This is a genomic window from Streptomyces sp. NPDC031379 (genome assembly GCF_055569615.1).
On record NZ_JBVIIT010000005.1, the window covers coordinates 233,292 to 245,428 of the forward strand.

General features: G+C 72.2%; 10 protein-coding genes. 2 read left to right on the forward strand and 8 right to left on the reverse strand.

The genetic code is table 11. The features are described 5' to 3' along the window. Entirely contained in the window at positions 1-1,155 is a 1,155-nt protein-coding gene (locus ACZ5CW_RS09570) for an ABC transporter ATP-binding protein (protein WP_468599726.1), read from the reverse strand. A gap of 80 nt (positions 1,156-1,235) precedes the next feature. Beyond that, entirely contained in the window at positions 1,236-2,237 is a 1,002-nt protein-coding gene (locus ACZ5CW_RS09575) for a zinc-dependent alcohol dehydrogenase family protein (RefSeq protein WP_468599727.1), read from the reverse strand. Positions 2,238-2,329: 92 nt separating this feature from the next. Between ACZ5CW_RS09575 and ACZ5CW_RS09580 the strand changes: the two genes are divergently transcribed. Continuing rightward, a complete protein-coding gene (locus tag ACZ5CW_RS09580) occupies positions 2,330-2,653 on the forward strand; it encodes an ArsR/SmtB family transcription factor (protein ID WP_468599728.1) in 324 nt (107 codons plus the stop codon). Here ACZ5CW_RS09580 and ACZ5CW_RS09585 read toward each other — a convergent pair. The 6 genes from ACZ5CW_RS09585 to rhaI all read right to left on the reverse strand — a co-directional run bounded on the left by ACZ5CW_RS09585 (position 2,646) and on the right by rhaI (position 10,343). Further along, entirely contained in the window at positions 2,646-3,287 is a 642-nt protein-coding gene (locus ACZ5CW_RS09585; RefSeq protein WP_468599729.1) for a LutC/YkgG family protein, read from the reverse strand. The genes ACZ5CW_RS09580 and ACZ5CW_RS09585 overlap by 8 nt on opposite strands. After that, complete coding sequence (locus tag ACZ5CW_RS09590) at positions 3,284-4,762, reverse strand: LutB/LldF family L-lactate oxidation iron-sulfur protein (protein WP_468599730.1); 1,479 nt, start codon at positions 4,760-4,762, stop codon at positions 3,284-3,286. Before ACZ5CW_RS09590 ends, ACZ5CW_RS09585 begins: the two co-directional genes overlap by 4 nt. After that, positions 4,759-5,514, reverse strand: a complete 756-nt coding sequence (locus ACZ5CW_RS09595) for a (Fe-S)-binding protein (RefSeq protein ID WP_468599731.1) — start codon at positions 5,512-5,514, stop codon at positions 4,759-4,761. Before ACZ5CW_RS09595 ends, ACZ5CW_RS09590 begins: the two co-directional genes overlap by 4 nt. Positions 5,515-5,586: 72 nt before the next feature. Then, positions 5,587-7,050, reverse strand: a complete 1,464-nt coding sequence (locus tag ACZ5CW_RS09600; protein ID WP_468599732.1) for a rhamnulokinase — start codon at positions 7,048-7,050, stop codon at positions 5,587-5,589. Continuing rightward, positions 7,047-9,086 carry a bifunctional aldolase/short-chain dehydrogenase gene (locus tag ACZ5CW_RS09605; RefSeq protein WP_468599733.1) on the reverse strand — a complete coding sequence of 680 codons (2,040 nt, stop codon included), beginning with the start codon at positions 9,084-9,086 and terminating at the stop codon, positions 7,047-7,049. Before ACZ5CW_RS09605 ends, ACZ5CW_RS09600 begins: the two co-directional genes overlap by 4 nt. A gap of 96 nt (positions 9,087-9,182) precedes the next feature. Next, a complete protein-coding gene (gene rhaI / locus ACZ5CW_RS09610; protein ID WP_468599734.1) occupies positions 9,183-10,343 on the reverse strand; it encodes an L-rhamnose isomerase in 1,161 nt (386 codons plus the stop codon). A gap of 271 nt (positions 10,344-10,614) precedes the next feature. On the opposite strand from rhaI, the gene ACZ5CW_RS09615 reads away from it, so the two are divergent. Next, the gene (locus tag ACZ5CW_RS09615; RefSeq protein ID WP_468599735.1) at positions 10,615-12,132 is read left to right on the forward strand and encodes a sugar ABC transporter ATP-binding protein; all 1,518 of its coding nucleotides are present in this window, start codon (positions 10,615-10,617) and stop codon (positions 12,130-12,132) included. The last annotated feature ends 5 nt before the right edge of the window (positions 12,133-12,137 follow it).

A 12,137-nucleotide genomic window follows, 5' to 3' on the forward strand; every position in this document is an offset into this window, starting at 1 on the left:
TCAGGCGTCCGCCACCGAGTCGAACGGCACCTGCCCCCGGGCCACACCCCGCGCGTCCGCGTCCACCGAGCGGCGCAGCGCCTCGTGCAGCTTCGCCGGGGTCAGAACGCCGAGGAAACGCGCTCCGTCCAGCACCGCGACCCACCCGGCGTCGTACTGGAGCATCACCCCGAAGGCCTGCTTCAGCGGCGCGCCCACCGGAACCCAGGCGGTCATCGGGTGGGCGAGGTCCCCGACCGTGCCGCCCGGTGCCAGCTCGTCGATGCCGGCCCAGCCGTGCAGGTCGCCGTGCGCGTCGAGGACGACCGCCCACCGGGCGCCCTCGGCCCGCAGGCGCTCCCGCGCCCGGGCGGCGGGCTCGTCCGGACGGGCCACCGGCGGCTGCTCCAGGTCGTCCGGCTCGATCGCGGTGACCGACAGCCGCTTCAGCCCCCGGTCGGCGCCCACGAACCCGGCGACGTACGAGGTCGCCGGCGCCCCGAGCACCGCACCGGGCGTGTCGAACTGCTCGATGCGGCCCTGCCCGTAGACGGCGATGCGGTCGCCGAGCCGGACGGCCTCCTCGATGTCGTGCGTGACCAGCAGTACCGTCTTGTGCACGGCGTCCTGCATCCGCAGGAACTCGTCCTGCAACTGCTCGCGCACCACCGGGTCGACCGCCCCGAACGGCTCGTCCATGAGCAGCACCGGCGGATCCGCCGCGAGCGCCCGCGCGACCCCGACCCGCTGCCGCTGCCCGCCGGACAACTGCTCGGGATAGCGCCGCCCGTACGTCTTCGGGTCCAGGCCCACCAGATCGAGCAGCTCGGCCGCGCGGGCCCGCGCCTTCGCCCGCTTCCAGCCGAGCAGCGCGGGCACGGTGGCGGTGTTGTCCAGGACGGTGCGGTGCGGGAAGAGGCCGACCTGCTGGATGACGTAGCCGATGCGGCGGCGCAGCCGCACCGGGTCGACGGCCGCGATGTCCTCGCCGCCGACGAGGATCCGGCCGGAGGTCGGCTCGATCAGCCGGTTCACCATCATCATGGTCGTCGTCTTGCCGCAGCCGGAGGGCCCCACGAGCGTGACGAGTTCACCCTCGGACACCTCGAAGGACAGGTCGTCCACGGCCGTCGTACCGTCCGGATACCGCTTGGTGACCTGCTCGAACCGGATCATTCCCTCACGCTACGGCCGGCCGGCCGGGCCGTCATCCGGCCGTGGACCGACCGGCGGACTCCGTCGGGCGGCCCTGCCGGTCACCGCTCCACCGTCAGCACGATCTTGCCGTACTGCCCGCCCGCCTCCATGTACCGGTGGGCTTCCACGACCTCCTCCAGCGGGAAGAGACGGTCGACCACCGGCCGCAGGGCGCCGGTGCGCAGGCCCGTCTCGACGAAGGCGACGGCGCGCCGCATCCGCTCGGGGATCGCGATCACCTCGCGGGTCACCGTGTACGTGCGCATGTTCAGCGCGGGCATGCCCAGTTCGAACCCCGGGAACGGGGTGACCTGCCCGCTCTGCGCCCCCCACAGCAGCAGCGTCCCGTCGGCGGCCACGGCCCGGGCCAGATCCAGCACACCCGGTCCGGCGACGGCGTCGAGGACGAGCGGGGCTCCCCGGCCGCCGGTCAGCTCCAGCACCCGCCCGGCCACGTCCTCCTCGTCCGAGACGATCACCTCGGCGGCGCCGTCGTCCAGCAGCCGCTGCCGCTTGGCCCGGGTCCGGGTGACGGCGAGGGGCGTGGCTCCGAGCCGGTTCGCCGTCCGGATCGCGGCCAGACCGAGGCTGCTGGAGGCGGCGTTCACCACGACCACATCGCCGGCCCGGACCCCGCAGACCTCCACCAGCGCGCCGTAGGCCGTCAGACAGGGCATCCACACCGACGCACCGCTGACCGCGTCCACCTCGGGCGAGCGGGGCAGGAGCGCGGAGGAGGGGACGAGGGCGCGCTCGGCGTACACGCCGTAGTCGTTGTGCGAGAAGCCCGGGACGACGCTGACCGGCTGCCCGGGCTCCACCTCGATCACCCCGGGGCCGACCGCCTCGACCACGCCAGCGGCCTCGTTGCCGAGCCGGGCCGGGAACCGCTCGACCGGTTCGATGTACCGGCCGCTGCGGAACAGCGCCTCGGCCCGGTTGACCCCGATCGCCTCGATCCGCAGCAGCACCTCACCCGGTCCCGGTTCGCCCGGCTCCACCTCCTCCAGCCGCAGCACCTCGGGGCCGCCGATCTCGTGGAACCGCACCGTCTTCGCCATGTCAACTCCCCCTCGAACACCGGTGATCGCGCACCACTGTGCGACAGAGTTCGATGGCTGTCAAACTTTGATGGCCGTCGTACCATGGGGGCATGGAACGCACCCCGCCGCACCCGGACGTCTCGGAATTCGACCTCCAGCAGATCCTGGAGGCCCTCGTCGACCCCGTGCGCCGGAGCATCGTCGGTCAGCTGGACACGAGCGCCGAGGACATCGCCTGCGGCGGATTCGACATGGCGGTCAGCAAGTCGACGGCCACGCACCACTTCAAGGTGCTGCGCGAGGCCGGCCTCATCCGGCAGTACTACGTCGGCACCTCGCGGATGAACGCCCTGCGCCGCGCCGAGATGGACCAGGCCTTCCCCGGCCTGCTCGACGCGGTGACACAGCGGCGTACGGCCTCTTCCGTCAGCTGAGCAGGATCACTTCCAGCGTCCGCGGCCCGTGCACGCCCTCCACCCGGTCCAGCTCGATGTCACTGGTGGCCGACGGGCCGGAGACCCATGTCAACGGCCGGACGGGGTCGAGGCGCTGGAGGGCCTGCGGAACGGAGGAGACGACCTGGTCCGGGACCCGGACGACACAGATGTGGTGATCAGGGACGAGGCTGATCCGGCGACGGCCCTGGTCGGGGCCGCCGTCCAGCACGATCGTGCCGGTCTCCGCGACCGCGACCGCGCAGCCCGTGACCACGCTGTCCACCCGGTCCAGCTCGTGCGCGGTGCTCTCGGCCCGGTCGGCGACCAGGGTGAGGTCCGCCTCGGCGAGCCAGCCCGCCTCCAGCCCCGGCGGCACCAGTACCGAGCCCGCGTCGCGATCGGCCAGCAACCGGCCGATCAAGGACGGGAGTTCCGCCTGGACGCAGCGGTGCACGATCGCCCGGTAGTCCGCCAGGTTCTCCGCCAGCAACTCCACCGTCCGCCCGGTCGTCCGCTCCCCGTGCTCCCGCAGGTACTCCCGGGGCACCGCTTCCTCGTACGGCCTGTCGTCCGGCGTCACGTCGGCGAGCGCCCGCCGGACCCGGCCCAGAACGCGTTCCCTGCCACTCATTCGGCGCTCTCCTTCCCCCCGCGCGTGCGCTGCCACCAGTCCCGGAACGGTTCGGCCGGTACGGCCGGCAGGTCCCGGGTGCCGCTCCACGCCCTGCCCGGTCCCGGCAGCGTACGGGGGTGCAGCCGGCGGGTACGGGAGGCGAACCGCTGCCCGGCGCGCAGGACGCCGGGGTGGGCGAAGGCCCAGCGGGCGGCCCGCATCGCCGCCCGCTCGGCCGCATGCCCCTTGGCGGGCTTGAGGACGACCCGGTTGCCCTGCCGGACCGCCGGTCCGCCCGCCACGACCCGCTCCCGCAGGTGCACCAGCACCTCGGGGATGTCGATGGCGACGGGACACACCTCGTAGCAGGCCCCGCACAGGGACGAGGCATAGGGCAGGGAGGCGTCGATCTCACTGCCCGTACCGCGGAGCTGGGGACTGAGGATGGCGCCGATCGGGCCGGGATAGACCGAGCCGTAGGCGTGCCCGCCCGCCCGCTCGTAGACGGGGCAGACGTTCAGGCAGGCCGAGCAGCGGATGCAGCGCAGGGCCTGGCGGCCGACCTGGTCGGCGAGGGCGTCGGTGCGGCCGTTGTCGAGCAGCACGAGGTGGAAGACGCGCGGCCCGTCCTCGTCCGTGGTGCCGGTCCACATGCTCGTGTACGGGTTCATGCGCTCGGCGGTGGAGGAGCGGGGCAGGGTCTGGAGAAAGACCTCCAGGTCCCGCCAGGTCGGCACCACCTTCTCGATGCCGACGACCGAGATCAGCGTCTCCGGCAGGGTCAGGCACATCCGGCCGTTTCCCTCGGACTCCACGACGACCAGGGTGCCGGTCTCGGCGACCATGAAATTCGCCCCGGAGACGCCGACCTTCGCCCGCAGGAACTTCTCCCGCAGGTGCAGCCGCGCGGCCTCGGCGAGTTCGGCGGGCGAATCGGTCAGGCCCTCCGGCGCGGGACGGCCCCACTCGCCCATCTCGCTCGCGAAGATGTCCCGGATCTCACCCCGGTTGCGGTGGATCGCCGGGACGAGGATGTGCGAGGGGCGGTCCTTGCCCAACTGGACGATCAGCTCGGCGAGATCGGTCTCGTAGGCACGGACGCCCCCGGCCTCGAGGGCCTCGTTGAGGCCGATCTCCTGCGTGGCCATCGACTTGACCTTGACGACCTCCGACTCGCCGGTCTCCTCGACCAGCCGCGCCACGATCCGGTTGGCCTCCTCCGCGTCGGCGGCCCAGTGGACCGTACCGCCCGCCGCGGTGACCGACTCCTCCAATCGCACGAGGTACCGGTCGAGATGGCGCAGCGTGTGGTCCTTGATCCGCCGGCCCGCCTCCCGCAGTTCCGCCCAGTCGGACAACTCGGCCACCGCCTTGGCCCGTTTGGCGCGGATGGTGTGCGTGGCGTGCCGCAGGTTCCCGCGCAGGGTGGGATTGCGCACGGCGTCGTGCGCGGCCACCGGGAAGGCCGGCATGCCGACGAACGTTCCGCTCATACCGCCGGTTCCTCCTCCGTGCTCGCCAGGATCTCCGCGATGTGGACGGGCCGCATCCGCGTCCGCAGCCGGCTCATCGTGCCACCGATGTGCATCAGACAGGAGTTGTCGGCCGCGCACAGCACCTCCGCGCCCGTCGACTCGGCATTGCGTACCTTGTCCGCGCCCATCGCCGCCGACACCTCGGCGTTCTTCAGCGCGAACGTGCCGCCGAACCCGCAGCACTCCTCGGCTCCCGGCAGCTCGACCAGCTCCAGCCCCTCGACGGCTTCCAGCAGCCGCCGGGGCCGGTCACCGAGCCCGAGGCCGCGCAGGCCGTGGCAGGTGGGGTGGTAGGTGACCGTGTGCGGGTAGTACGCGCCCACGTCCGTCACCCCCAGCACGTCCACCAGGAACTCCGTCAGCTCGTACGTCTTGGGCACCACCGGCGCGAGGGCGGCGGCGAGCGAGTCCCCGCGGCCCTCGGCGCGCGCCCGCTCGCCCATCCGCGGATACAGCTCCCGCACCATCGCCCCGCACGACCCGGACGGTGTCACGATCGCCTCGTACTCGCCGAAGACATCGGAGAAGTGCCGGGCCAGGGGCTCCGCCTCATGCCGGTAGCCGGTGTTGTAGTGCGCCTGCCCGCAGCACGTCTGCCCTGACGGGAAGTCGACCTCGACGCCCAGTCCGGTCAGCAGTTTCACCACGGCGCGACCGGTGTCCGGATAGAGCGTGTCGTTGACACAGGTCAGGAACAAGGCGACACGCATCGCGGCTCCTCGAGGTCGGTCATCGGACGAGTGCAGGGTAGTGGGCGGGTACCGCCGAGGGGAGAGCGCGGCTCACCGGACGGCGAGCCGCGCCTCGGCCTCCCGCCAGCGGGCGGCGTCACCGCGCGGCGCGTACCGGGTCAGCGGCTGGGTACGGGTGAGCAGCCGGCGCATCGCCGCGAGGTCGCCGACCAGGCCGTGCGCGCGGGCCTGGACGAGGACGTTGCCCAGCGCGGCCGCCTCCGTCGCCCCCGCCACCACCGGCAGCCCGCAGGCGTCGGCCGTCAGCTGGCAGAGCAGCGCGTTGCGGGTGCCCCCGCCCACGATGTACACCACGTCCACCGGATGGCCGGCCAGCCGCTGCGCGTCCTGGACGGCCCGCCGGTGCGCGAGCGCCAGCGAGTCGAGGATGCACCGGGTGACCTCGGCCCGGCTCGCCGGCACCGGCTGCCCCGAGACCCGGCACGCCTGCGCGATCCGCTCCGGCATCCGGCCCGGCGCCAGGAACGCCTCGTCCCCGGCGTCCACCACCGAGCGCAGCGCCGGCACCGTGGCGGCTTCGCGCAGCAGCAGCCCCAGATCAGGCTCCCCCCAGGCCCGTACACACTCCTGGAGCAGCCACAGGCCCATGATGTTGCGCAGATAGCGGACGGTGCCGTCGAGCCCCAGCTCGTTGGTGAAGTTCGCGGCCCGGCTCTCCTCGGTCAGCACCGGCGCGGTCAGCTCCAGCCCCGCCAGCGACCAGGTGCCGGTGCAGATGTAGGCGAAGCGCTCACCGGCCGCCGGGACGGCGGCCACCGCCGAGGCGGTGTCGTGCGAGCCGACGGCCGTCACCGGCACGGGACCGGTCAGGCCCGTCTCCTCCAGCACCGCCTCGCGCAGCGCCCCCGCCGGATCACCCGGCAGCCGCAGCGGCGCGAACAGGCCGAGGTCGATGCCCAGCCGCTCGGCGACCTCGTACGACCAGGACCGCGACCGGGGGTCGATCAGCTGGGTGGTGGAGGCATTGGTCAGCTCGGTGCCCTGCTCACCGGTCAGCCAGTACGTCAGCAGGTCCGGGATGAGCAACAGCCGTGCGGCGTGGCCGAACCGGGCCGTCGAGCGGGCGGCCGCGAGCTGGTAGAGGGTGTTGAACGGGGCGTACTGCAATCCGGTGGCCGCGTACAGCTCCGCGGCCGGCACGGTCGCCCACACCTTCTCGGCGACGCCCTCGGTGCGGGCGTCGCGGTAGTGCACCGGGTTGCCGAGCAGGGCGCCGTCGGCGTCGAGCAGACCGTGGTCGACGGCCCAGCCGTCGATGCCGACGGAGTCGAGCCGGCCACCGCAGCGGGCACCCGCCGCCCGCAACCCGTCCAGCACACCGCCGTAGAGGCCGAGGATGTCCCAGCGCAGTCCCTCCGGGACACGCACCGGCCGGTTCGGGAACCGGTGCGCCTCGGCCAGCTCCAGCGAGTCCGGACCGACCCGGCCGACCATCACCCGGCCGCTGGACGCCCCCAGGTCGACCGCGGCGTACGACTTCACGCCCGCGCTCATCGCAGGAAAGCGGCCGCCACACCCGCGTCGACCGGGACGTGCAGCCCGGTGGTGTGGGTGAGATCCCCGCCCGTGAGCGCGAACACCGCGTTCGCCACGTGCTCCGGCAGCACCTCCCGCTTCAGGATCGTCCGCTGCGCGTAGAACTCGCCCAGCTTCTCCTCCGGCACCCCGTACACGGCGGCCCGCTGCGCACCCCAGCCGCCCGCGAAGATCCCGGATCCCCGGACCACACCGTCCGGGTTGACACCGTTGACCCGGATGCCGTGCTCACCCAGCTCGGCGGCCAGCAGCCGTACCTGATGGGCCTGGTCGGCCTTGGTGGCGGAGTAGGCGATGTTGTTCGGCCCGGCGAAGACGGCGTTCTTGGAGGCGATGTAGACGATGTCGCCGCCCAGCCCCTGCGGGATCATCACCCGCGCCGCCTCCCGGGACACCAGGAACGACCCGCGGGCCATGATGTCGTGCTGGAGGTCCCAGTCCTCGGCGGTGGTCTCCAGCAGTGGCCTGGAGACGGAGATGCCGGCGTTGTTCACGACCAGATCCACCCCGCCGAAGGCCAGCACCGCCGCCCGGAACGCCTCGGCGATCCGCTCCTCGGACGTGACGTCCACGGTGACGGCGACGGCCCGGTCCGGACCGCCCAGCTCCGCCGCCACGGCGGCGGCGTTCTCGCCGTCGAGATCGGCGACGACGACACACGCTCCCTCGGCGACGAGCCGGTGCGCGATGGCCCTGCCGATGCCGCTGCCGGCCCCGGTCACGAGCGCGACGCGTGTGGCCAGCGGCTTGGGCGCGGGCATCCGGCGGAGCTTGGCCTCCTCCAGCGCCCAGTACTCGATGCGGAACTTCTCCGCCTCCTCGATCGGCGCGTACGCCGAGACCGCCTCGGCGCCGCGCATCACATTGACGGCGTTGACATAGAACTCGCCGGCCACCCGGGCGGTCTGCTTGTCCTTGCCGAAGGAGAACATGCCCACGCCGGGGATGAGCACGATGGCCGGGTCGGCGCCGCGCATGGCGGGGGAGTCGGGCAGGGCGTGCCGCCGGTAGTAGGCGGCGTACTCCTCGCGGTAGGCGCCGTGCAGCTCCCGCAGCCGCGCGACGGCGTCCTCCACGGGCGCGGTCGCGGGCAGATCCAGCACGAGCGGACGCACCTTGGTCCGCAGGAAGTGGTCGGGGCAGGACGTGCCGAGCGCGGCGAGCCGGGGGTGCTCGGCGCGGGCCAGGAAGTCGAGGACGACACCGGAGTCGTCGAAGTGCCCGACCTGCGCCCTGTCCCGCGAGGCGAGCGCGCGCACGTGCGGGGCCAGGGCCGCGGCCCGCTGCCTCCGCTCGGCCTCGGGGAGGGCCTCGTACCCCTCGACGACGGGACCGAACGGCTCGGCCTTCCCCTTCTCGGCCAGGAAGGCCTCGGCGGTGCGGATGATGTGCAGCGAGTTGCGCTCGCACTCCTCGGAGGTGTCGCCCCAGGCGGTGATGCCGTGCCCGCCGAGGACGCAGCCGACGGCCCGCGGGTTGGCCTTCTTGACGGCGGCGATGTCCAGCCCCAGCTGGAAGCCCGGCCGCCGCCAGGGCACCCACACCACACGGTCCCCGAAGCACTCGGCGGTCAGCTTCTCCCCGTCGGCGGCGCAGGCGAGCGCGATACCCGAGTCGGGATGGAGGTGATCCACGTGCGGGGCGTCCACCAGCCCGTGCATCGCGGTGTCGATGGAGGGGGCGGCCCCGCCCCTGCCGTGCAGGCAGTAGTCGAACGCGGCGACCATCTCGTCCTCGCGCTCCACACCGGGGTAGACCTCCGCCAGGGCCCGCAGCCGGTCCAGCCGCAGCACCGCCAGCCCGGCCTCGCTCAGCGTGCCGAGATCACCTCCGGACCCCTTGACCCACATCAGCTCCACCTCCCCACCGGTGACGGGATCGGTGTCCACGCCCTTGGCGGACGCGTTCCCGCCCGCGTAGTTGGTGTTGCGGGGGTCGGCGCCGAGCCGATGGGAGCGGGCGATCAGAGCGGCGGCTTCGGGACGGGTGGACATGGGGATTCCTCGGCTTCTCGGGAGACGTGGGATTCGACGGGGGCGCGGGGAACTGCGCGACCGGCAGCCCGCGACGGAACAGAACGAGGTGGACGCTCACGCGCCCCAGCCGGCCTGCTGCCCCCCGACCCGCTCGGCGACCACCTTCTCGGCCCACCCCGACCGCCGGTACGCGGCGAGGGGATCGGGATCCAGCCCCGTCTCCTCCCGCACCTCACGAAGCAACGGCCGCACATCCGTGTTGTACGCGTCCATCAGCACGGCGTTGGCTTCCAGCACCTCTCCGGACGCCTGTGCGGCGGCCAACGCCTCCCGGTCGACCAGCAGCGCCTTCGCCGTGGCCTCCTGCACGTTCATCACCGAGCGGATGATCGCCGGAATCTTGGCCTCGATGTTGTGGCACTGGTCGAGCATGAACGCGACGTCGGACGTGAACCCGCCACCGCGTACGACCTCGTACATGATCCGGAACAGCTGGAAGGGGTCGGCGGCCCCCACCATGAGGTCGTCGTCGGCGTAGAACCGCGAGTTGAAGTCGAACCCCCCGAGCTTCCCCTCCCGCAGCAGCGTCGCCACGATGAACTCGATGTTGGTGCCCGGCGCATGGTGCCCCGTGTCGACCACGACCTGCGCCTGCGGCCCCAGCTTCAGGCAGTGCGCGTACGCGGTACCCCAGTCGGGCACGTCCGTCGTGTAGAAGGCCGGCTCGAAGAACTTGTACTCCAGCAGCATCCGCTGCCCGTCCCCGAGCCGTGCGTACACCTCGGCCAACCCCTCCGCCAGCCGGTCCTGCCGTGCCCGTACGTCATCCTGCCCGGGATAGTTCGTGCCGTCCGCGAACCACAGTTTCAGATCGGCGGAGCCCGTCGCGTCCATGATGTCCACGCACTCCAGCAGATGATCGAGCGCCTTGCGCCGGACCGCCGCCTCCGGGTGACAGATGCTGCCGAGCTTGTAGGCGTCGTCCTGGAAGGTGTTGGAGTTGACGGCGCCCAGCTTCAGCCCGTGCTCCTCGGCGTACCCGGCCAGCGCCGCGTAGTCCTCGACCCTGTCCCAGGGGATGTGCAGAGCGACGGTGGGGGCGACGCCCGTGAACTCGTGCACCTTGGCCGCGTCCTGCAGTTTCTCCCACGGGGAGCGCGGCACACCGGCCTGGGCGAACACCTTGAAACGGGTCCCCGAGTTCCCGTACGCCCACGACGGCGTCTCGACGGCCTGGGTCTTGAGCGCGGCCTTCACCGCGGCGAGGTCGGTCACTTCAGGGCTCCTGGGATGTCGGTCGCAACGACTGAGCGTGTGAAACGATTCAGAACGGCAAGCTAGGGGCCGCCCCGAGGGGTGTCAAGCGCTCCTGCCGACTCCGTTCTCCGTGACCCCGCTGTGACCTTCGACTATCGAAACTTTTTCGATACGGACCCATTGACGTGACATGGCGGTGATGCCTACGGTCCCGGCAATCCACTTGAAACCTTTCACGACGCCGTGGAGGCCCTCGGGCCGTTCCGCCGGTGTCGTCGAGGAGCCTGACATGACCCACCCGCCTGACACGGGACCGGTCCCGGTGCTGGCGCTCGCGGGCGTCTCCAAGTCCTTCGGTGCGGTACGCGCCCTCAGGGACGTCTCCCTGGAGCTGCTGCCCGGCGAGGTGCACGCCCTCGCCGGTGAGAACGGCGCGGGCAAGTCGACGCTGATCAAAACCCTCGCGGGGGTGCACCGGCCGGATGCCGGCGAGGTGCTGCTCGACGGGGAGCCGGTCGTCTTCCACGGCCCCGGCGACGCCCGTGACGCCGGAATCGCCGTGATCTACCAGGAGCCCACGCTCTTCCCGGACCTGTCGATCGCCGAGAACATCTTCATGGGCCGCCGGCCCAGACGGGCCCTCGGCCGGATCGACCACAAGGCCACCCGCGCGGCCACGGCCGCCCTGATGGCACGCCTCGGCGTCGATCTCGACCCCGACCGGCCCGCCCGCGGACTGTCCATCGCCGACCAGCAGATCGTCGAGATCGCCAAGGCGCTCTCCTTCGACGCCCGGGTGCTCGTCATGGACGAGCCGACCGCGGCTCTGACCGGCAGCGAGGTCGCCCGGCTCTTCGGGGTCGTCGGGACCCTGCGCGAGCAGGGCGCCGCCGTGCTGTTCATCTCGCACCGGCTGGAGGAGATCTTCCAGATCTGCCAGAAGGTCACCACGCTGCGGGACGGCGCCCGGATCGGCAGTGAACCCGTGTCCGGCATGACCGAGGACGACCTGGTGCGCCGGATGGTCGGCCGCGACCTGGACGAGCTGTACCCCAAACAGCAGGTACAGGCGGGCGAAGTAGCACTCACCGTACGGCGGTTGACCCGGGAGGGCGTCTTCACGGACGTGTCCTTCGAGGTGCGGCGCGGTGAGATCGTCGGTCTCGCGGGGCTGGTCGGCGCCGGCCGGACCGAGGTGGCCCGGGCCGTGTTCGGCGTGGACCGCTGGGACGCGGGCGAGGTCGAGGTCGACGGACGCCGGCTCGCCAACGGGGCGCCGTCCACCGCGATGGCCGCCGGACTGGCCCTCGTGCCCGAGGACCGGCGGGCTCAGGGCCTGGTGATGAACATGTCCATCGAGCGGAACATCGGCCTGACCGGGCTGCGTACGACCGTCCGGGCCGGGCTGATGGACCCCGGCGCCGAACGCCGCCGCTCCCTGGACTGGGCGGTGAAGCTCCAGGTGAAGTACGCCCGGATCGCCGACGCCGTCGCCACGCTGTCCGGTGGCAACCAGCAGAAGGTCGTGCTCGCCAAGTGGCTGGCCACCGGCCCGAAGGTGCTGATCGTGGACGAGCCGACACGCGGGATCGACGTCGGCACCAAGGCCGAGGTGCACCGGCTGCTGTCCCAGCTCGCCGCGGACGGTGTGGCGGTCCTGATGATCTCCTCCGACCTGCCCGAGATCCTCGGTATGGCCGACCGCGTACTCGTCATGCACGAGGGCCGGATCACCGCCGAGATCCCGCGCTCCGACGCCACCGAGGAGACCGTGATGGCCGCGGCCACCGGGAGGACCGCCGCATGACCGCC